This window comes from Micromonospora aridisoli, from assembly GCF_056150025.1.
The window spans coordinates 54,551-75,067 of record NZ_JAXCFK010000015.1 but is presented as its reverse complement, the minus strand read 5'-3'; the positions used below and the strand labels follow the sequence as shown (position 1 = coordinate 75,067).

General features: G+C 71.0%; 23 protein-coding genes. 9 read left to right on the top strand and 14 right to left on the bottom strand.

Annotation, left to right across the window (positions count from 1 at the left end):
• The first annotated feature begins 6 nt into the window (after positions 1-6).
• Positions 7-1,464, top strand: a complete 1,458-nt coding sequence (gene xylB, locus SM447_RS25955) for a xylulokinase (protein ID WP_474575486.1) — start codon at positions 7-9, stop codon at positions 1,462-1,464.
• A gap of 146 nt (positions 1,465-1,610) precedes the next feature.
• Positions 1,611-3,035, top strand: a complete 1,425-nt coding sequence (locus SM447_RS25950; protein ID WP_474575485.1) for an MFS transporter — start codon at positions 1,611-1,613, stop codon at positions 3,033-3,035.
• Positions 3,036-3,168: 133 nt separating this feature from the next.
• On the opposite strand, the gene SM447_RS25945 is transcribed toward SM447_RS25950, so the two are convergent.
• The 10 genes from SM447_RS25945 to SM447_RS25900 form a co-directional block, all read right to left on the bottom strand.
• Entirely contained in the window at positions 3,169-4,812 is a 1,644-nt protein-coding gene (locus tag SM447_RS25945; RefSeq protein ID WP_474575534.1) for a glycoside hydrolase family 13 protein, read from the bottom strand.
• Between the two features lie 58 nt (positions 4,813-4,870).
• Entirely contained in the window at positions 4,871-5,905 is a 1,035-nt protein-coding gene (locus tag SM447_RS25940) for a LacI family DNA-binding transcriptional regulator (RefSeq protein ID WP_474575484.1), read from the bottom strand.
• 60 nt (positions 5,906-5,965) lie between these two features.
• Positions 5,966-6,931 (bottom strand): carbohydrate ABC transporter permease, encoded by a 966-nt coding sequence (locus SM447_RS25935; protein WP_474575483.1) that lies wholly within the window; start codon positions 6,929-6,931, stop codon positions 5,966-5,968.
• A 1-nt stretch (position 6,932) separates the two neighbouring features.
• A complete protein-coding gene (locus SM447_RS25930; protein WP_474575482.1) occupies positions 6,933-7,985 on the bottom strand; it encodes a carbohydrate ABC transporter permease in 1,053 nt (350 codons plus the stop codon).
• Between the two features lie 69 nt (positions 7,986-8,054).
• Positions 8,055-9,404, bottom strand: coding sequence for an ABC transporter substrate-binding protein (locus SM447_RS25925; RefSeq protein ID WP_474575481.1), 1,350 nt, complete (start codon positions 9,402-9,404; stop codon positions 8,055-8,057).
• A gap of 284 nt (positions 9,405-9,688) precedes the next feature.
• The gene (locus SM447_RS25920) at positions 9,689-10,183 is read right to left on the bottom strand and encodes a TspO/MBR family protein (RefSeq protein WP_474575480.1); all 495 of its coding nucleotides are present in this window, start codon (positions 10,181-10,183) and stop codon (positions 9,689-9,691) included.
• A 177-nt stretch (positions 10,184-10,360) separates the two neighbouring features.
• The gene (locus tag SM447_RS25915; protein ID WP_007464364.1) at positions 10,361-10,504 is read right to left on the bottom strand and encodes a GPGG-motif small membrane protein; all 144 of its coding nucleotides are present in this window, start codon (positions 10,502-10,504) and stop codon (positions 10,361-10,363) included.
• Entirely contained in the window at positions 10,495-11,271 is a 777-nt protein-coding gene (locus SM447_RS25910) for a metallophosphoesterase family protein (RefSeq protein ID WP_474575479.1), read from the bottom strand. Before SM447_RS25910 ends, SM447_RS25915 begins: the two co-directional genes overlap by 10 nt.
• Before the next feature lie 10 nt (positions 11,272-11,281).
• Positions 11,282-11,557, bottom strand: a complete 276-nt coding sequence (locus SM447_RS25905; protein WP_474575478.1) for a BON domain-containing protein — start codon at positions 11,555-11,557, stop codon at positions 11,282-11,284.
• Positions 11,554-12,138: a nucleotidyltransferase gene (locus tag SM447_RS25900; RefSeq protein WP_474575477.1), complete on the bottom strand. Its 585-nt coding sequence runs from the start codon at positions 12,136-12,138 to the stop codon at positions 11,554-11,556. Before SM447_RS25900 ends, SM447_RS25905 begins: the two co-directional genes overlap by 4 nt.
• Positions 12,139-12,318: 180 nt before the next feature.
• Here SM447_RS25900 and SM447_RS25895 point away from each other — a divergent pair, with 180 nt between their 5' ends.
• Entirely contained in the window at positions 12,319-13,047 is a 729-nt protein-coding gene (locus tag SM447_RS25895) for a dTMP kinase (protein ID WP_474575533.1), read from the top strand.
• Here the strand turns inward: SM447_RS25895 and SM447_RS25890 are convergent.
• A complete protein-coding gene (locus SM447_RS25890; protein WP_474575476.1) occupies positions 13,032-13,727 on the bottom strand; it encodes an SDR family NAD(P)-dependent oxidoreductase in 696 nt (231 codons plus the stop codon). The genes SM447_RS25895 and SM447_RS25890 overlap by 16 nt on opposite strands.
• 198 nt (positions 13,728-13,925) lie before the next feature.
• Here SM447_RS25890 and SM447_RS25885 point away from each other — a divergent pair, with 198 nt between their 5' ends.
• Positions 13,926-14,840, top strand: a complete 915-nt coding sequence (locus SM447_RS25885; RefSeq protein ID WP_474575475.1) for a MurR/RpiR family transcriptional regulator — start codon at positions 13,926-13,928, stop codon at positions 14,838-14,840.
• A gap of 380 nt (positions 14,841-15,220) precedes the next feature.
• Positions 15,221-16,210 carry a sigma-70 family RNA polymerase sigma factor gene (locus SM447_RS25880; RefSeq protein ID WP_474575532.1) on the top strand — a complete coding sequence of 330 codons (990 nt, stop codon included), beginning with the start codon at positions 15,221-15,223 and terminating at the stop codon, positions 16,208-16,210.
• A 106-nt stretch (positions 16,211-16,316) separates the two neighbouring features.
• On the opposite strand, the gene SM447_RS25875 is transcribed toward SM447_RS25880, so the two are convergent.
• Positions 16,317-17,288 (bottom strand): C40 family peptidase, encoded by a 972-nt coding sequence (locus tag SM447_RS25875; RefSeq protein ID WP_474575474.1) that lies wholly within the window; start codon positions 17,286-17,288, stop codon positions 16,317-16,319.
• 456 nt (positions 17,289-17,744) lie between these two features.
• Here SM447_RS25875 and SM447_RS25870 point away from each other — a divergent pair, with 456 nt between their 5' ends.
• Positions 17,745-18,272, top strand: coding sequence for a DUF6232 family protein (locus tag SM447_RS25870; protein ID WP_474575473.1), 528 nt, complete (start codon positions 17,745-17,747; stop codon positions 18,270-18,272).
• A gap of 7 nt (positions 18,273-18,279) precedes the next feature.
• Here the strand turns inward: SM447_RS25870 and SM447_RS25865 are convergent, their stop codons facing one another.
• Together SM447_RS25865 and SM447_RS25860 are read right to left on the bottom strand one after the other, a co-directional pair.
• Positions 18,280-18,615 (bottom strand): DUF3817 domain-containing protein, encoded by a 336-nt coding sequence (locus tag SM447_RS25865; RefSeq protein ID WP_474575472.1) that lies wholly within the window; start codon positions 18,613-18,615, stop codon positions 18,280-18,282.
• 26 nt (positions 18,616-18,641) lie between these two features.
• The gene (locus SM447_RS25860) at positions 18,642-19,103 is read right to left on the bottom strand and encodes a hypothetical protein (protein WP_474575471.1); all 462 of its coding nucleotides are present in this window, start codon (positions 19,101-19,103) and stop codon (positions 18,642-18,644) included.
• A gap of 121 nt (positions 19,104-19,224) precedes the next feature.
• On the opposite strand from SM447_RS25860, the gene SM447_RS25855 reads away from it, so the two are divergent.
• Genes SM447_RS25855 through SM447_RS25845 form a run of 3 tightly spaced genes read left to right on the top strand, consistent with a single transcriptional unit; the run spans position 19,225 to position 20,475 of the window.
• Positions 19,225-19,539: a DUF6158 family protein gene (locus SM447_RS25855; RefSeq protein WP_474575470.1), complete on the top strand. Its 315-nt coding sequence runs from the start codon at positions 19,225-19,227 to the stop codon at positions 19,537-19,539.
• Entirely contained in the window at positions 19,539-19,862 is a 324-nt protein-coding gene (locus SM447_RS25850) for an SRPBCC domain-containing protein (protein WP_474575469.1), read from the top strand. Before SM447_RS25855 ends, SM447_RS25850 begins: the two co-directional genes overlap by 1 nt.
• A gap of 58 nt (positions 19,863-19,920) precedes the next feature.
• On the top strand, positions 19,921-20,475 hold the full coding sequence (locus tag SM447_RS25845) for a DUF1360 domain-containing protein (RefSeq protein ID WP_474575468.1): 555 nt from the start codon (positions 19,921-19,923) through the stop codon (positions 20,473-20,475).
• Positions 20,476-20,517: the final 42 nt, after the last annotated feature.

Here is a 20,517-nt window from a genome sequence, read left to right as displayed (position 1 = left end):
GCTGGCATGCCGCTCGTCGCCGGGGTGGACTCCTCCACCCAGTCGTGCAAGGTGGTCGTCCGGGACGCGGAGACCGGTGCCCTGGTCCGGCAGGGTCGGGCACCGCACCCGGACGGCACCGAGGTCGACCCCTCGGCCTGGTGGTCGGCGCTCCGGACGGCGATCGACGCCGCGGGCGGGCTGGCCGACGTGGCTGCGGTCTCCGTGGCGGGCCAGCAGCACGGCATGGTCTGCCTCGACGAGGCCGGCCAGGTGATCCGGCCGGCGCTGCTCTGGAACGACACCCGGTCGGCCGGGGCGGCCGCCGAGCTGATCCAGGAGGCGGGCGAGGGGCAGGCCGGCCGCCGGTTCTGGGCCGACGCGGTGGGCAGCGTGCCGGTGGCCAGCTTCACCGTCACCAAACTGCGCTGGCTGGCCCGCCACGAGCCGGCGAACGCCGAGCGGGTGGCCGCGGTCTGCCTGCCGCACGACTGGCTGACCTGGCGGCTGGCCGGCGCACCCGGGCTGGACGCGCTGCGGACGGACCGCAGCGACGCCAGCGGCACCGGCTACTGGTCGCCAGCCACCGGGAAGTACCGGCCGGACCTGCTCGAGCAGGCGCTCGGGCGGGTGGTGCGGGTGCCGACGGTACTCGGTCCGGCCGAGACCGCCGGGCACCTTGCCCCGGCGGCACTGTCGGGCTCCGGTGCCGCGCCGGGCTCCGGCGCGGCACTGCTCGGCCCCGGCGCGGGTGACAACGCCGCCGCCGGCTTCGGCGTCGGTGCCGGTCCCGGCGACGTCGTGGTCTCGATCGGTACCTCCGGCACGGTCTTCAGCGTCGCGGACACCCCGGCGGCCGACCCGAGCGGCATCGTCGCCGGCTTCGCCGACGTCACCGGCAGGTTCCTGCCGCTGGTCTGCACGCTGAACGCGGCCCGGGTGCTGGACGCCGCCGCGGCCATGCTGCGGGTGAGCTTGGACGAGCTGGCCGACCTGGCGCTGTCCGCACCGCCCGGCGCGGACGGACTGGTCATGGTGCCGTACCTGGAGGGCGAGCGGACGCCGAATCGGCCGGACGCCACCGGTGCGGTGCACGGACTGACCCTGCGCACCTCGACCCCCGCGCACCTGGCCCGGGCGGCGGTGGAGGGCATGCTCTGCGCGCTCGCCGACGGGCTCGACGCCCTCGCGGCCCAGGGAGCGACCGTACGCCGGGTGATCCTGGTCGGTGGCGGCGCCCGCTCGGCGGCGGTACGCCGGATCGCGGCGCAGGTGTTCGGCTGCCCGGTGGTCGTCCCACCGCCCGGCGAGTACGTCGCCGACGGTGCCGCCCGTCAGGCCGCCTGGCTCGCCCTGGGTGGCACGGCGGCACCGTCCTGGACACCGTCCGGCACCGAGGAGTACGCCGCCGAGCCGGTCTCCGCCATCCGGGAGCGCTACGCGCAGGCCCGGGAACGCCACCTGGACCGGTTGGCCCAGGGCTGACCACACTCGATCCCGGGCCGGGTGGCGTCGCCGCACGCGGACGCCACCCGACCCGGCATCGCGCCCGATCCTCGTTCGCGATGACGGCGCCGGCAGCGGGGTGACCCGGTGACCGGCCCGTTATCCAGCCCTGGTTGGCTGCCCGCATGACCTTGACCACGGGCCGGTCGACGCCGGTGTGGGGCGGCGGCGCGGCGCACCGGTTGTACAGCGTCGTGGTCTTCGTGCTGCTCGCCTCGCTGGACAACGTGGCGATCGGCCTGGTGCCGCCGCTGTACGGCGCGATCGCCGAGTCCTTCGAGGTGCCGCAGCGGCTGCTCGGCCTGGTCACCGCGATCAGCTTCCTGGTCAGTGCGGTGGCGGCGGTGGGCTGGGCGTACTTCGGCGACCGCACCAACCGCAAACCGTTGCTGATGATCGGCACACTGCTCTGGGCGGCCGGCACCGGTGGCAGCGGACTGGCCGGGAACTATCCGACCTTCCTGGCCGCCCAACTGCTCGCCGCGGTGGGGCTCGGCGCGGTCGGTTCGGTCGGTTTCTCGGTCGTCACCGACCTGATCTCGCCTCGCCGCCGGGGCCTGGTGATGAGCTTCTGGGGACTGTCCCAGGGGGCCGGCACACTGGCCGGCACCCTGGTCGGAGGACTGCTCGGCGCGACCGACTGGCGTCGGCCGTTCCTCGTGCTCACCGTCGTCGGGCTGGCCGCCACGGCGGCCTACCTGTTCACGTACGACATCCGGCGCGGCCAGAGCGAACCGGAACTGGCCGGCGCGCTCGCCACCGGCGCCGGCTACGACTACCGGATCAGCCGGGCCGACCTGCCCGTCATCCTGGGGCGGCGGACCAACCGCTGGCTGATCCTCCAGGGCCTCACCGCGCAGGCCGCCTTCGGCTCGCTGGTCTGGCTGCCGGTGCTCTTCCGAGAGCGGGCCGAGGACCAGGGCTACTCGACGGCGACCGCGATCATCGTGGGCAGCGTCTTCGCCACGCTGTTCCAGCTCGGTGGGGTCTTCTCCATCGTCGGCGGCCTGATCGGCGATGCGCTGCAACGGCGTACGCCCTCCGGTCGGGCCCTGGTCGCCGCGGTGGGCATCCTCGCCGCCGTGCCGTTCTACCTGGTGTTGTTCTTCGTACCGATCCGCGTCGACGTGCCCGACGGCGCGGGCACCGGCGCGGTCGTGCGGGCGGTGCTGGGCAGCGTGGTCAGCGAGCCGACGGTGGGGCTGAGTCTGCTGGCCGCGCTGCTGGCCCTGGCGTTGACCTCGGCGAACTCGCCGAACTGGTTCGCGCTGATCGCCGACGTCAACCCGCCGGAGCACCGGGGCACGGTCTACAGCCTCGGCAACCTGGTCAACGGGGTGGGGCGGGCCGCCGGCAACGGGCTGGTCGGAGTGGCGTTCCACGGGCTGCGGGTGGCCTTCCCGCCGCCCCTGAACTACGCCGTCGGCCTGGCCGCCTTCCAGCTCTTCTTCATCCCCACCGGCGTCATGTACTGGCTCGCCGCACGTACCTCACCGAAGGACATCACCGACGTGAAGCAACTGCTGCACACCCGCGCCGAGAAGCTGTAGCGAAAGGAAGGGCCCCCTCTTAACGCCTCGTGTATAGCAAGGGCCCCCTATTAACACCGCGCCGGCTCGACCCCGGCCGAAGTGTTAATAGGGGGCCCCTCCTCTACCGGAGGCGTTAATAGGGGGCCCTTCCTTACACCCTCACCCAGACGGTCGCGTCGGTGGGGACCGAACCGTCCTCGTTCAGCGGAGCGCTGTGGTGCAGCAACTCGCCGGCGGGCGGCGGGACGGGTGCGGTGCCGAAGTTGGTCAGTACCACCACGTCGCCGTTGCGGAAGGTCAGCACCTCGTCGCCGGAGGAGAGCCATTCCAGGGTGCCCTGGCCGAGCCGGTGCGTGCGGCGCAGCCGCAGCGCCTCCCGGTACAGCTCGTACGTCGAGCCGGGCACCCCGCGCTGGCGGTCCAGCGCGTACTCGGCCCAGACCGGAGGCTGCGGCAACCAGCTGGCGTCGGTCGGCCCAAAGCCGTATGAGGGGGCGTCGGCCTCCCACGGGATCGGCACCCGGCACCCGTCGCGACCGCGCTGGGTGCCGCCACTGCGTACCCAGGTCGGGTCCTGCCGAGCCTCGTCGGGCATGGTGGTGTGCTCCGGCAACCCGAGTTCCTCGCCCTGGTAGAGGTAGGCCGAGCCGGGCAGGGCGAGCATCAGCAGGGTGGCCGCTCGCGCCCGTCGCAGCCCGGTGGTGGCGTCCGGCTGCTCGTCGCCGACACCGATGCCGTTGGGGCGGGGGGTACCGACCGGCAGGCCGAGCCGGGAGGCGTGGCGCACCACGTCATGGTTGGAGAGCACCCAGGTCGTGGGTGCGCCGACCGCGTCGGTGGCCTCCAGCGACCGGGTGATCACCGCGTACTGTGCGGGAGCCGTCCAGGAGGCGAGCAGGTATTCGAAGTTGAACGCCTGGTGCATCTCGTCGGGGCGTACGTAGCGGGCCAGCCGCTCCGCCGGCTCCACCCACGCCTCGGCGACCAGGACCCGCTCGCCGGGGTAGCCGTCGAGCAGGCGTCGCCACTCGCGGTAGACCTCGTGCACACCGTCCTGGTCCCACATCGGCGGGCGGGGCTTGTCCGCCTCCTGCCCGGAGAGGATCTCCTGCGGTTCCTGCCAGTCGGCCAGGTCGGCCTGCTTGATCAGACCGTGCGCCACGTCCACCCGGAAGCCGTCCACCCCACGGTCCAGCCAGAACCGCAGCACGTCCAGGAACTCGGCGCGGACCTCGGGATTGTCCCAGTTCAGGTCGGGCTGGGCGGTGTCGAACAGGTGCAGGTACCACTGACCGTCGGGGACCCGGGTCCAGGCTGGACCGCCGAAGACGCTCTGCCAGTCGTTGGGTGGCTCGGCACCGTCCGGTCCGCGGCCCTCGCGGAAGATGTAGCGCTCCCGCTCGACGCTGCCCGGGCCGGCGGCGAGGGCGGCCTGGAACCAGGCGTGCGCCGAGGAGGTGTGGTTCGGCACCAGGTCGACGATCACCCGCAGGCCGTGGGCGTGGGCCTTCGCGATCAGGCCGTCGGCGTCGGCGAGCGTGCCGAACAGCGGCTCGACGTCCCGGTAGTCCGCCACGTCGTAGCCGGCGTCGGCCTGCGGGGACGGGTAGAAGGGGGAGAGCCAGACCGCGTCGACGCCCAACTCCGCCAGGTGGTCGAGGCGGGCGGTGATTCCGGGCAGGTCGCCGATGCCGTCGCCGTTGGAGTCGGCGAACGAGCGGGGGTAGATCTGGTAGATCACCGCCTCCGTCCACCAGCCGGTCGGTGGGGTCTGGTGCGTCGCGTCGTGGTTCAGGGCGTACTCCCATGGTCGAGCCGTTCCGGCCGGGGCCCGGACGGCATGCTGGTGTCGTTCAGTGTGCCCGGGCGGGCGCGGTCGAATCACGCACGACCAGCCGAGTGTTCAGGATCACCGAGGAATCCGGTTTGCTCGTCTCGGGATCGGTGGCCCGCCCGCACAGTGGGTCGAGCAGCAACTGCGCGGCCAGCCGCCCCTGCTCCGCCGCAGGCTGGGCGATGGTGCTCAGCCCGAGCACACCGGAGAGGGCGTGGTCGTCGATGCCGATCACGCTGACGTCCTGCGGGACCCGCAGGCCGGCGTCGCGCAGCGCGGTCAGCGCGCCCATCGCCATCTCGTCGCAGGCGGCGAAGATGGCCGTCGGCGGGTCGCCCCGGCGCAGCAGTTCCTCGGTGGCCCGGGTGCCACCGGCGATGTCGAAGCTGGACTCCACGTCGAGGCTCGGGTCGGGGTGCAGCCCCGCTGCCCGCAGCGCCTCCTGATGTCCTCGGCGCCGGTCGAGGTGGGCGCTGAAGGCGAGTTCGTCGTCGGGGTCGCCGGAGATGTGCGCGATCCGCCGGTGACCGAGATCCAGCAGGTGCCGGGTTGCGGTCCGCGCCGCGGCCACGTCGTCGATGCGTACGCAGGGCCAGCCGGGCACGGTCGTGCCGGAGCTGATGGTGACCCCGGGCAGGTCCAGCGCGGCCAGCGTGGTCACTTCGGCGGACTGCAGCGGGGTGGCGACCAGCATGATCGCGTCGACGCGCTTGTCGAGGTTGGCGGTGCGCAGCAGGCGCTGGCGATTGCGTTCCCGCCCGCCGAGGTTGTGCAGCAGCAGGTCGTAGCCGGCCTGGTGGAAGAAGTCCTCGGCCGCCTCGACGACCACCCCGAAGAACCAGCGGGTGATCCGGGGGACCACCACCGCCACCGTGCCGGTCCGACCGCCAGCCAGCCGCGACGCGCTGGGCGAGACGGCGTACTGCAACTGCTCGGCGGCGGCCAGCACCCGACGCCGGGTCGCGGCCGACACCGTCGGCAGTCCGCGCAGCGCCCGGGAGACGGTGGCCGTGGAGACGCCGGCCAGCCGGGCGACATCGTCGATCTTCGTCACGTGAAACCCCGCTCACGTCCCGCGTGGTGCCGCCGCCGAACGCGGCGGCACCACGACGGATCAGCCCTTGACGCTGCCGGCGAGCAGCCCACGAACGAAGTAGCGCTGCAACGACAGGAACACGATCAGCGGTACGACGATCGAGACGAACGCTCCCGCGGTCAACCGTTGCCACTCGTTGCCCCGGGTACCGGCCAGTTCGGCCAGCCGGACCGTGAGCGGCGCGGTGACGTCGCTACCGCCGGCGAAGATGAGCCCGACCAGCAGGTCGTTCCAGACCCAGAGGAACTGGAAGATGCCGAACGCGGCCAGGGCCGGGGCCACCAGGGGCAGGACGATGGTGCGGAAGATCTTCGGGTGGGTGGCCCCGTCGACCCGGGCCGCCTCCATCAGATCCTTGGGTAGCTGAGAGATGAAGTTGTGCAGCAGGTACACGGCGAACGGCAGCGCGAAGCAGGTGTGCGCGAACCACACCTGGGCGAAGTTCTGCGCGCCGTCGAGGTTCCAGGCCGGCATCAGGGTGACGCCGCCCAGGGTGACGCCACGCGAGAAGAAGCTCAGCAGCGGCACCAGCGCCATCTGCAGCGGCACGATCTGGAGCGCGAAGATGCCGATGTAGACCCAGTCCCGGCCCCGGAAGTTGATCCACGCCAGTGCGTACGCGGCCAGGGCCGCGAACGCGAGCGGGAAGAGCACCGACGGCAGGGTGATCACCAGAGAGTTGATGAAGTAGCTGGCGAGCTGCCCGGACGAGGCGGACTGCCCGAACAGCACGTCCTGGTAGTTCTGGAGGGTGAACTCCGGGTCCCGGAAGAAGTTCCACCAGCCGGTGGTCTTGATCTGGTTCTCCGGCCGGAACGAGGAGACGAACAGGCCGAAGGTGGGGATCGTCCAGACCACGGCGATGACGATGGCGACCATGGTCGCGGTGTGGGTGTTCAGCCGCTTGCGTACCCGCGCCGCGGTTGTCGTCCGCCCGCCGGTGTCCTGGGTGCCGGTGGCGACCGGGGGAGTGGTGGTGGTCATCTCAGCCCTCCCGTCGCTGTTGACGCAGGTTGCGGATCTGGAAGATCACGATTGGTACCACCAGGACGAAGAGGAAGACCGCCAGCGCGGAGCCCTGCCCGTTCTGGCCGTACCGGAACGCCTGGTTGTACATCTCGTTGGCGATCACGCTGGTGTCGTAGTTGCCGTTGGTCGAGGTGCGGACGATGTCGAAGACCTTCAGCGTGGCGATCGAGATGGTGACCACCACCACGATCAGCGCCGGCCGGATGCTGGGCAGGGTGATCTGCCAGAACATCTGCCACGGGCTGACCCCGTCGAGGCGGGCGGCCTCGACGATGTCGGCCGGGATGGCCTTGATCGCCGCGGAGAGCACCACCATGGCGAAGCCGGCCTGGATCCACACCATGATCACGATGAGCAGCAGGGTGTTCAGCGGTGAGTCGAGCAGCCACTGTCGGGGCTCGCCGCCGAGGCTGACCACGATCTGGTTGAGCAGACCGATCTGTTCCTGGTCCTCGCCCCGGTACGCGTACACGAACTTCCAGATGATGCTGGCACCGACGAACGAGATCGCCATCGGCATGAAGATCAGTGACTTCGCCACCGCCTCCAGTCGGGCCTTGTCCACGAGCACGGCGTAGATCAGGCCGATGGAGGTGGCCACGAGCGGGACCAGGGTCACCCAGATCAGGGTGTTGAGCAGCACCCGCACGATCGAGTCGTCGGCGAACATCCAGCGGTAGTTGTCCAGGCCCACCCAGTTCTGGCTGCCGCCGTCCATGAAGGACAGCAGCGTGGTCCGGATCGCCGGGACGACGAGGCCGATCAGCAGCAGCAACACCGTCGGCAACAGAAAGAACGTGGCGAACAGGCCCTCGCGGGGCTTCGTCCGCCCGGGCAGTGGGGCCCCGCTGGCGGACGCGGCGACGAATTGCGCCTCACGCCGCCGCGCGAAGTAGGACGGCACCGCGTCGAGCAGCACGAGCAGACCGCCCACCACCACCGCGAAGGCGACCAGCCCCCACAGCAGCATCATGAGTTTGGGCGTCTGGCTGGTGAAGTCGAAGTTCATCAACCCTCCCCGGGTTCTCGGCAGAGCCGGTGGGCCGGCCCGCGAACGCGGACCGGCCCACCACTGGAGCTACTTCCAGCTGCTCTCGATGCCCTGGAGGACGGTGGCGGTGTCCCGCCCGTTGATCCAGTCGACCATGCCCTTCCAGAAGGTCCCGGCGCCGACGGCGGCGGGCATCAGGTCGGAACCGTCGAACCGGAAGACCGTGCTGTCGTCCTGGAGGATCTCCACCGACAGCTTGTCGATCGGGTTGGCGACGTTGGCCAGGTCGACCTTGTTGTTCGCGGACACCCAGTCGCCGATCTTGGCGCGGCTGTTGGCGTACTCACCCGAGGCGAGGTACGTCTGCACCGCCTGCACCTCGGGACGGTCCGCGAAGGCCGTCACGAACTCGCCGCCACCCAGCACCGGCTTGCCCTTGGCGGGGTCGATGGCCGGGAAGTAGAACGCGAACACGTCGCCGTCCTCGGCCACCCGGGTGCCCTGCGGCCACTGGTTGGCGTAGAACGAGGCCTGCCGGTGCAGCGCGCACTTGCCCTGCGTGATCGGCACGCCGGCCTCCTGGAACGAGGTGGTGGCGATGCTGCGCACCCCGCCGAAGCCGCCGTTGACGTACTTGTCGTTCTTCAGGATGGTGCCGGCGCGGTCCAGCGCCTCCGCGACCCGCGGGTCGTTGAACGGGATCTCGTGCGTGGTCCACTGGTCGTAGACCTCGGGGGTCTGCGTACGCAGCATGAGGTCTTCGATCCAGTCGGTGGCCGGCCAGCCGGTGGCGTCACCGGACTCGATGCCCGCGCACCACGGCTTGACGCCGCTGTCGGCGATCGTGTCGCTGAGCTGGATCAGCTGGTCCCAGGTGGTCGGGACGGTCCAGCCCTTCTCCTGGAACATCTTTGGCGAGTACCAGACGAACGACTTCACGTTCGACCCGAGCGGCGCGCCGTAGAAGGTGCCGTTGACGGTGCTGTACTTCAGCCAGTCGGGCGAGTAGTTCTGCTCGGCCATCGCCTTGGTCTCGGCGCTGGCCGGCTTCAGCTGGTTGCGCTCGGCGAACCGGGCGAGCAGGCCGGGCTGGGGGATGAAGGCCAGGTCGGGGGCGTTGCCACCGTCGACCCGGACGGGGAGCTGGGCCTCGAACTCGCCGCTTCCCTCGTGATTGATCTTGATGCCGGTGCAGTCCTCGAACTGCTTCCAGGACTCCGCCAGGCGGTCGGCCTCGATGTCCCGGATCGACGAGTAGATGTTCACCGTCTTGCCGTCGTGACCCTGGTACTGCTCGTACGGGGCACACTCCGCGGAACCGGCGTTGCTGTTGCCGTTGTTGCTGCCGCTTCCAGTGCCGCAAGCGGTGGCGCTGAGCGCCAGTCCGATCGCGCCAACGATCGCGAGGGCCTGGCGTGGCCTGGCAGAGACCGCCATGCCGTCCTCCTTCCTGTCCGGCGCTGGCCGGGGTCGCATCCGGTTGACCTGGCGCCGGTCCGATGGGCGTTTTCACATGTAAGCGCTTGCATCCCATCGGGGTCCACCCTTGGACGGACACGACCGAGTAACAATCCGGAAACCTGGCCCAGGCTGCTGGATGCGCTCTCACCGGCGCGAACGACCCCTGTCGATCAGTGGAGATTTCCGTCAACCGGGTAGGGCCACAGGAAGAATCTGGACACCGAAGGTCCTGGGCGGGCCCGGGTCCGGCCCGGTGCGGGTCAGCTGTTCAGCTGCCAGATCGAGTAGTTGAGGGCGGCGGCGAAGGTGACCCAGGCCCAGTAGGGCAGCAGCAGCGCCGTCGCCAGGCGGCTCTCCCGGGCGAACAACAGCACGGTCACGCCGATCGCCAGCCACAGCAGGATGATCTCGACGAACGCCAGCCCGTACCGGTCGCCCGCGAAGAAGAGCGGCGTCCAGGCGGCGTTGAGCACGAGCTGGACCGCCCACGCGCCGAGGGCCGGACCGAATCCGGTCCGGCGCCAGACCAGCCAACCGGCGACCGCGATCATCACGTACAGAACGGTCCAGACCGGGCCGAAGAGCCAGGACGGCGGGGCCCACGCCGGCCGGTCAAGGTTGGCGTACTGGTCGGCGGCCCCCGATGCGGCCAGGTTGCCGATGACGGCGGCGGCCAGGACGGCCAGCGCGAATCCGGCCAACGCCCACCACTGGCCGGCACCGTTCCGTCGGGTCTGTTCCGCAGTCGTCCGCATGGACGGTGGTTCTCCGTTCGTCGGGGGCGGCAAACCTCCCGGGGGAGGCCCGATCAGGCGCGGACGGCCCGCGACAGCACGCCGGGGTCGCCGCGTCCGGTGACTCCTGTCGGGAGGACGGAGTACCGGTCACGACGACCCCGGCGGGTCCGGTGTGCGACGCCTTGCGCCGCCACGTCAATTGAAGATGCTGACACCACCCGGGCCGACGAGCAGCCCGACAACGATGAGGACGATGCCCCAGAGGATCTGCCGGCGGAACAGCGCGAGGATGCCGGCGACCACCAGTACGACTGCGAGAATCCAGAGAATCAGCTCCATGGTTGCTGAATACCCCCGGCACCGACTCCGGAAACCTCACCCTGATCAAGGTGGTCCCCCAGGTGGAAGACGCTGTACGCCTGCTTGATCACCGGGTGGGCCACGTTGCGGACCCGCACCCCGCCCGGAGTGGTCCCCCGTTCGGTGCCGTGATGGGCGTGCCCGTGCAGGGCGAGCGCGGTCGGCGCGGAGTCGACGGCCTGACCCAGCTGGTAGCAGCCGAGGAACGGGTAGATCTCCAACGGTTCACCGGCCAGGGTGTCCGGCACCGGCGCGTAGTGGGTGAGCGCCACCAGTACGTCGCAGTCCAGCGAGCGCAGCGCCTCGCCCAGCCGGTCGGCGCTCTCGGTCGTGGTGCGTACGAAGGCCTTCATCTCCGGCTCCCCGAAGTCGCTGGCGCACCGGCCGGCGAAGCCGCCACCGAAGCCCTTCACCCCGGCGATCCCCAGTCGGCCACCCGGGCAGTCCAGCACCACGCCGTCGCCCTCCAGCACCGTGATGCCCGCCTCCTGCAGCGCCCCGACGACCTGTGGCACCTGGTCGCACTGGTGATCGTGGTTGCCCAGCACGGCGATCACCGGCACCCCCAGGCCGCCGAACTCGCGGGCCACGCAGCGGGCCTCGGCCTCGGTGCCGTGCCGGGTCAGGTCACCGGCGAGCAGCAGCGCGTCGACGCTGCCGGGCAGTTCCTCCAGGGCCGGCCGGAACCGGCCGACCACGTCCTCGTCCAGATGCACGTCGCCCACTGCGGCGATCCGGATAACCATCGAACCTCCCTCAGGGCAGTTGCTCGATCTCCGTGGGCGCCTGCGCGCGGATCACCCCGATGTCACTGGTGATCGGCACGTCCGGAAAGCGCTCGGCCACCCGGCGCAGGATCTCGTCCCGCCGGTGGGCGCTCTCGACCTCGCCGTGCAGCACGAGGGCGCGTTCGGTGCGGACCACGGTGATTCCCTGTTCGGCGACGGCCGGATCCTCGGTGAGCAGCCGGTGGATCTCCGCCTCGACATACTCGTCGGGCGGCCCGGCGCCGGAGTCGCGGTGCGCGGTCACGGTCTCCCCCTCCCGTCGGTCGTGCCGGTGTGGGGCACGACTTCCAGCCTGTCCAGCAGCACCAGGAACGACTCCGCGTACGGTGAGTGCTGCGTCTCCTTGCGTACCCGTTCCCAGTCGATCTGCTCGCGTAGTGAGCGGGCCAGCGGCAGCCCGCGCGCGAAGTCGCAGTAGTGCTGGGAGAAGCTCAGCAGCTTGTGCACCATCAGCTGGGTGGCCGAGAGCACCGGCATGTGGATCGCGTCAACCGGCCGCACGACCGTGTCGGCGAAGGTCTCCTCGGTCACCGGCGTCTCGATCGGACGATGGATCAGGTCCACCATCCGGCCACCGTCGTAGACCTTGACCAGCCAGTCCTCCGGTGGCCGTTCGGCGGTGAAGCCGGCCTGCACCAGCGCCTCCAGCGCGGTTTCGACGTCGGACTCCCGGATGAGGAAGTCCACGTCGTGCTCGCTGGAGTGCCCGCCGTGCGCGTACACCGCGAAGCTGCCACCGAGGGCGAACGGAATCTCCGACTGCTTGAGCACGGCGGCGACCTTCTTGAGGGTGTGCAGGAGAGTCTCGTCGTCGCGCTCGGCCATCTCGCTCTCCCGTCGCCTTGTCGGGTGCCACCGGTGGGATCTCCGATCGGTACCCGGCAATCCGGTCGTCCACACCTGCGCCGCTCGCGTAAGGGGATGAACAGTGTTGGAACGGGATTTTTCGCGCGTCACCCCGTGCGGTGGTCGGATAACCTTTCGAGGGTGGCCAGATCGACGGGAATGCCCGGATCGACGGGAGCCCGATGTGGCAGGGGCCGGCTTCGCACCGTGGCCCTGATCGGCATCGACGGCTCAGGCAAGACCACCCAGGCGTACCGGCTCGCCGAGGCGCTCACCGCGGCCGGGTACCCCGCCACCTATCACCGCAACGCCGGTGGTCGGCGCTGGCTCGGCCGGGTGGCGCAGCTACTCGGCCGGCCGGACGCACAGGGGCTCCTCGGGCGGGACGGAATGCTGCTGGTGGAGTCCCTGCTGCGCTGGCTGGCCATCGCGCTGACGCTGCTCGGCGGGCTGCTCACCGGACGGGTGGCCGTGATGGACCGCTACGCCGCGTGCCAGTACGCCAGCCTCCGCGCGCACGGGGGCCAACGCTGGGAGCGCCTGGTCCGGGCCGCGTACCGGCTCTTCCCCCGACCGCAGGTGACGTTCCTGCTGAACGTCGAGCCCGGCGAGGCGTACCGGCGGATCGAGGGCCGGGGCACCGACCACGAGAGCCTCGGCTATCTGACCGCCGCCGATCTTGCCTACCGCGCCCTGCCGGAGTACCCGTCGTTCGTGCCGGTCGACGCTGACCGGCGGGCCGATGAGGTCGCCCGGGAGATCCGCGAGCACCTGCACGCCTGGCTGGCGGCCGGGGAGGGGCCGGCCCGGCGCACACGTGCGGGGGCGACCCCGGCCGGGGACACCGCACCGGTGTCGAGCCTGGTCCCGGCTCAGGCCCGGCCGTAGACCGGAATGGCCGCGCCGCTGGTCGGCGCCGACTCGTCCGAGGCGAGGAACCGGATCACCGAGGCGATCTCGGCCGGGTGGACCCAGCGGGTGTGGTCGGCGTCGGGCATCGCCGCCCGGTTGGTCGGGGTGTCGATGACGCTCGGCAGCACCGTGTTGCAGCGGATGCCGGAGGCCTTGTACTCCACCGCCACCGCGGCGGCGAAGCCGAGCACGGCCGCCTTCGCGGTCACGTAGCCGGCGACCCCCGGAAACGGCGTGAGCGCCGCGCGGGCGGCGACGCAGACCACCGCGCCGCCACCCGCGGCGACCAGGTGCGGGAGTGCGGCACGGGTGACCAGATGGGTGGGGCGGAGGTTGAGGGTGAGCATCCGCTCGAAGTCCTCGACCGAGGTCTCGTGCACCAGCCCGCCGCTGGCGTAGCCGCCGACGAGGTTGACCACCGCGCGCAGCGGCGCCTCGGGGTCGCCCGCCGCGACCTCGGCAACCCGGGCCGCGTCCTGCGGGTCGGTCAGGTCCGCCACGACCCGGACCGGGGCATCACCCTCGGGTCGGGTGACCGCGGCCGGCTGCCGGCGCTGCGGCGCGATCACGCGCCATCCCGCCTCCGCGAACACGGCGGTGACCGCCGTGCCGAGACCGCCCGTGGCTCCGGTGAGCAACACACTGCGATTCGCCATGACCCGAGGCTAGTGCGGCAGTTCCCGGATGCTCCCGGTGCCCTGCCCGGTCGGCGGGTGCCGGCCCCCACCCGACCGGGAGGACCCGGCCCGGCGGGGGAGGCGGACCGGGCGGAACGGATGGCAGGCTGCCGGGCAGCGGCACGGCCGCGGCGGTCATGGTTGACGATCCGAAGCTCATGAAAGTAAGTTTCAGTTGTGGCGAAGAGCCGGAAGGTTTCCGCAGCCCCCGAGCCGGGTGGGCTGATCGTCCACATCAGCGGTCTGCTTCCGGCACTGTCGCCGGCCGAGCAGCGGGTCGCCCGGCTGGTGGTCGTCGACCCCGCCGAAGCGGCCCGACGGACCATCACGGACCTCGCCACCGCCGCCGAAACCTCCGAGGCGACCGTCATCCGGTTCTGCCGTTCGGTCGGCATAGAGGGCTACCCGCAGTTGCGGATCCGGTTGGCCGCGGAGGCCGCCCGACGTGTCGAGCCGCCGGACGCGCGGGTGGCCGGCGGAGACATCCCGCCCGGCGCAGACCTCGCCCAGATCATCGCGACCATCGCCTTCAACGACGCGCGGGCGGTGGAGGAGACCGCCGAGCAGCTCGACGCGACGGTCTGTGAGCGGGTGGTGGACGCCATTGTCGGTGCCGGCCGGATCGACATCTACGGTGCCGGGGCGAGCGGCCTCGTCGCCTCGGACTTCCAGCACAAATTGCACCGGATCGGTCGCACCGCCTGCTGTTTCCCGGACGTGCACACCGCCCTGGCCTCCACGGCCCTGCTCGGTCGGGGCGACGTCGCCGTCGGCATCTCGCACACCGGCACCACCTCGGACGTGGTCGAGGTGCTGGAACAGGCACGGTTCCGGGGCGCCACGACAGTGGTGCTGACGAACTTCCCGCGCTCCCCGGTCACCGAGGTCGCCGACCACGTGCTCACCACCGCCGTGCGGGAGACCACCTACCGGTCCGGTGCGATGGCCAGCAGGCTGGCGCAGCTCACCGTCGTGGACTGCCTCTTCGTCGGAGTGGCCGCCCGCAACCGGTCCCGGACCCGCAAGGCGATGGAGGCGACCGCCGAGGCGGTTCGCTCCCGCCGGGTGGTTGCCGGCCGGCGGCGGGCATAGGACCGCGGCCCGGATTGTTCATCAGGGCGTGGGGTATTACCACCGGCGTGGATGAACCGAGCGGTCCACGTACGCGTATCAGGCAGTGACCAGGATCGCAACACGGTGGTGACCCGGGTCGCTGCACCTACCGGTCGGGCAGTGCTGCCATGGACCGGGACGGACGGCGATCCGTCGATCCGTCGACCTACGGGGTGCCTGCTGGCAGCAGTCAGGCAGGGTGCTGACAGCAAACGTGGACCGTGCTCTCAGCGGATTATCAGGCATTCGTGACACTTTCGACCCACGACATGGAATCCCCGACACGTCTCATCTGTTGTGTAGATGTCAGCACCGATGGGCACAGCGGAGGTTACGGGGGAGGGCTGATGGGCGTGGGGATGGCAAGGAACCGGGCAACCGGCGCGAGCGAGGGGACCGTGGGCAACGTGGACAAGAACATCGGAATGCGAACTGACGAGGTCGCCGAGGAGCGCGACCTGGTCGGAGTCTACCTGCACGAGATCTCCCGGACGCCGCTGCTGGACGCCGCCAAGGAGGTCGATCTCTCCAAGGCCATCGAGGCCGGCCTGTACGCCGAGCACCTGCTCGGCGAGGACCGCGTCCCCGACGGAGCCACCCGGGAGGAACTGGAGCGGCTGGTCGCCGACGGTGAGCGGGCCAAGGACCTGTTCATCCGGGCCAACCTGCGACTGGTCGTGTCGATCGCCCGACGTTACGTCCGCTCCGGGATGCCCATGCTGGACCTGATCCAGGAGGGCAACACCGGACTGGTCCGGGCGGTCGAGAAGTTCGACTACGAGCGTGGATACAAGTTCTCGACCTACGCGACGTGGTGGATCCGCCAGGCGATCAGCCGGGCGATCGCCCAGCAGGAGCGCACCGTGCGACTGCCGGTGCACCTGGTGGAGGACGTCAACCGGATGCGCAACGTGGCCCGTCAGCTGACCCGCGAACTGGGTGGCGACCCGGAGCCGGAGCAGATCGCGGCGGCGCTGGGCGTGACCGTTGAACGGGTCAACGAACTGGTCCGTTGGTCGCAGGACACCGTGTCGCTGGACACGCCCGTCGGTGACGACGGCGACACCAATCTCGGTGACCTGGTCGCCGACAGCGACGCGCCGTCGCCGGAGGAGATCGTCCTCACCGGGTTGGAGCGGCAGCGGATTGAGGGTCTGCTCAATCACCTGGACGACCGTTCGGCCGGCATCATGCGGGCCCGTTACGGGCTGGAGGACGGCCGGGAGCACTCGCTGACCGAGGTGGCTTCGCGGTTCTCCCTGTCCCGGGAGCGGATCCGGCAGTTGGAGATCCAGGCGCTCGGCCGGCTCCGCGAGCTGGCCCGTGCGGAGGGTCTGCAGGCGGCCTGAGCAGGCGACATAACGGCGAACGGCCGGCGTCCGATAGGGGGACGCCGGCCGTTCGCCGTTCTGGATGCCGGCGACGCTGGCTGGTGACGGCGCGAGCGGATGGCGCTCAGCGCACCCGACCGTAGCCGTAGGGTGACATGAGGTCGATCGAGCGCTTCTCCACGTTGCGTCCGAAGGTCGGCGCGTGGATGACCTGCCCGTTGCCCACGTAGATGGCCATGTGACCCAGGCCGCTGTAGAAGACGAGGTCCCCGGGACGCAGGTCGCCCCGGCTGATGTGGGTCACCACACCCCACTGCATCCGCGTGTTGTGCGGTAGCGACTTGCCCGCTGCCCGCCACGCGGCCGAGGTGAGCCCGGAGCAGTCGTAGCTGTCCGGCCCGGACTTCCCCCACCCGTACGGCTTGCCCAGCGCGCCGTAGGCGTACCGGACCGCTACGCCGGCCTGGCCGGAGACGGCGGGGGCGTCGTTGGCGCTGCTGGCCCGGTTGGTCGGCCGTTCGGTCGCCCGCCCATACGCCTGCCGACGCAGCTCGTAGAGCTTGGCGAGATCGCGTTCGATCCGCTGCTTCGCCGAGGTCAGCTCCCGCGACTGCGCCGCCTGCCGGCTGAGCGTGACGTCCAGCCGGGTCTTCTCGTCGAGCAGCCGCCGCTGGTCGGCGGTGTAACTGGCGATGGTGGCCTGCCGCTGCCGGGTCAGGTGGTCCAGGGTGCCGAGCCGGTCGAGCACGGAGGCCGAGTCGCCGGCGTGCAGCAGCGCGTCGACGGCCCCCAGGTTGCCGGTCTTGTACGCGGTCACCGCCAACTCGCCGACGTCTGCCCGGCTCTGCTCGGCCTGCTGTTCCAGCGGGCCGATCCGGTCCTGCAGCCGTGCCACGGCGGCGCGGTTCTCCTTGATCTTCTCCCGTAGCTCGTTGTGGGCCTCCACCACGCGTTCCAGCTCGACGGAGGCCTTCTCGATCCGCCGGGTCAGTTCGGCGGGGGAAGGTTCGGCCCGGGCCACCGTTGCCGGCACGACCAGCGCCAGCGAGAAGGCGGCGACCGTCAGGGCACGCAGCGTGTGCGTCAGGGACGACAAGAGCTCGAATGCTCCTCTCCCGGAGCCGGCGCGGGCGGCTGAGGCTCCGCGACGGCGACGACCCGGTGCCGTCCGGACGGACGGCGGCCGGCCGGGCCGACCTGCCCAACGTAGTACGGGACGGGAGTCATCCGCAGAGAAAGCCGGGACCAATGGGAGTGCTGTGGCGGAGCACGCAGCGCTGAGGGCGATAGAAGCTGTTATCGGCGACATGTCGTATTGGTCGCTCTCGGCATATGCCGTCGGCTGGCGGGACGCTTTGACCGACAAGCCGGACTTGGTGCGCTCTTTCCGGCGGGCCAAGCCCTCACGCAGGCCCCTGACCATCGGAAACATCGCAGCCGGAGTGGCGCGAGCGGCCCACAATGAATCGCGCGGCCGGGATTCCCGTCGACCGGAGTCGATGGACGAGGCCGGCCGGACCGACCCGGTGCCACCGCCGTGGGAGGAGGTTTCGTGAACCCAGAAGGCGCGACAACGCGACCGCCGCGGTCAGCTCGCGACGCCGGTGCCGAGCCGACGTTGCTCTACGCCCGTCCCGGGATCATCGTCACGGTCGACCGGTTCACGGTGGGCCGCAACAGTTGGCGCGTCGCCGAGCTGACCCACCTGCACAGCACCCGCGGACCACACGACCGGGTCGCCACCCGGGCGGTCCTGGTCTCTACGGTGGTGATCGGCGGAGTGGGCCTGCTGCTCGGGTTCACCGGAGGGCTGCAACGGCTCACCGCCGGGGCGTACCTCCTCCTCGGCGCGGTCTTCCTGGTGCCGGTACTGCTCGCGGCGGCGGGTGACCGGTGGCGGCCGCCGGCGTACGAGCTGTGGGGCCGTCGGGCGGGGACGGACGAGCTGCTGTTCAGCAGCGACGACGAGCACCAGTTCGGCCAGGTGAGCCGGGCGCTGCGTCGGGCGCGGGAGATGAACAGCTACGGCGGCTGGGAAGACCCGCTGGCCGGCACGGACCCGTGGCGACCCCGCAGATGAGACGACCCTAGCCGGCGACCGGCTCGGGGGCCTGCTCCCGCTGCCGCTGCTCGGCCGTGACCAGGGCGCTCACCCGACGCTCGGCCCAGAACGAGACGAACGGCACCGTGCCGGCCAGCATCACCAGGATCATCCGCTTGAGCGGCCAGTCGGCCCGCCGGGACAGGTCGAACGCGGCGGCCAGGTACACCATGTAGAGGAAGCCGTGCGCCTGGCCCACGGTCTCCACCACGATCGGGTTGTCGAAGCCGTACTTGAGCGGCATGCCGATCACGACCAGCAGGATCAGCACCACGCCGACGACCCAGGCGATCACGCGGTAGCGGGTGAGGGCAGCGCGCACTTCTCGTCCGTCCTTCCGGACCCGGCTCAGCCGGGATAATCGCCGGGCTTCGCGCCCGGATTGGCGTTCAACCATGACAGGTAGCGGTTGTAGGCGGCCAGGTCCGCGTCGTCGTCACCGGCACCGGCGGGGACCCGGACGACGCGTACCGGACGGCGGATCCCCGACCGCGGTCGGTCGTGAGGAACGGCGTCGACCGGGGCGGGCCCGGTGGTACCGGCCGATCCGGTCGGGTCACCGGCAGATGCCGGCGCGGCCGCCGACCCGTTCGACGGAGGCGCCGGCCGTAGCGCGTGGCGTACCTCGCGCCACCACACGAAGACCACGAAGCCGGCGAAGATCGGCCACTCCACGGCGTAACCCCAGCTGATGGCGTTGCCCGCGGCGGCCCGGCTGACCTGCCACCAGCCGAGCCCGAGGAAGGTGGTCACCAGCACGACCATGGCCACGTGGCGGGCGATCCACGCCGGGGTCCAGAGCCGCTTCATGCCACGAGGGTACCGAAACCGGCCGGGCTCTCCGACGCGGCGTCGTAGTGCGGCGGTGGTTTGGCCACACCCGGGGTGGGCAACCGTACAGACGCCAGCCCAGGACGGACGAGGGGGCGACATGACGGCTTCGGAACGACAGGACGGATTTCCGGCCGGTGGTACGGAGGTGAGCCCCGAGCAGCGGATCCCCGAATGGGGCGACGACCGGGCGGCGCTCGACGCCGACCTGCTCGGCGTCGATCCGGCCGAACTGGCCGAGGAGGATCTGATCCGCGAGATGCAGAGTCTGCACCGCACCCGGCTGGACACGTTGCGCCACGCGACCGATTCGGCGCTCGCCAACCATCTGCGGCGCACCGCCGAGCTGGAGACCGAGTACCTCGCCCGACACCCCGGCCGCGAGGTCGACCCGAGCCGGCTCCGGGACGCCTGATGGGGTACGCGGAGCGGGGAGTGTCCGCACCCCCGGAGGTCGTCTTCAACACGGCCACCGATCCCGACCGTATCTCCGCGTGGCTGCCCGAGCCGCTGTTGTCGAGTGACCCGTCCCGGGAGGGCGACGCCGGGCGGATGCAGGCCCGGTGGACGGCGCGCGGCTCCGACTGGTCGGCCGAGCTGCGGGTGGAGCCGGTCGACGCCGGTGGCTCGCGGCTCCGGCTCGAACTGGGCGGCGGCGGCGAAGACGTCGACCGGCTCGCCGACGAGGCGCTGGACAGCCTCGCCCGCGAGGTCGCCGACAACCTGCAGGCCGGTTGATCCGTCGAGCCGCTGCCGTGGGGCGGCGAATTCCAGCGTGACCTGAGGAGGAGGCTGGGTGAGCGAGCTGAAGCAGAAGGTGGCGCGGTTGCGCCAGGCGTACGCGCCGCACGAGCACCGCCCGCTCGGTGGCTATCTGGTGGCGATGGGCACCTACGCCGGGGTGGCCGGTGCGATCGCCGGCCTGGTGAAGGTGACCGGGCGGACCGTGCCGGAACGGCCCGCCACGTCGGACGTGGTGCTGCTTGCCGTCGCCACGCACAAACTCAGCCGGCTGTTGTCCAAGGACGCCGTGACCAGCCCGCTGCGCGCCCCCTTCACCCGGTACGACCGGCCGATCGGCAGCGGCGAGGTGATGGAGCAGGTACGCGATTCGGGAAGCTCCACCCGCCATGCCATCGGTGAGCTGCTCAGCTGCCCGTTCTGCCTGGCGGTGTGGGTGGCCACCGGGCTCACCGGCGGACTGGTGCTCGCGCCGCGACTGACCCGACTCGTCGCCACGGCCCTGACTGCGGTGGCGGCCTCCGACTTCCTCCAGATGGGCTACGCCGTGGCTCAGCAGGCGGCTGAGGGCGATGACAAAGCCGCCGAGGGCGGCGACCGGAAGGACTGAGGCGACGGACCCGGCGAGGCCGGCCCGTGATGTCACGGGCCG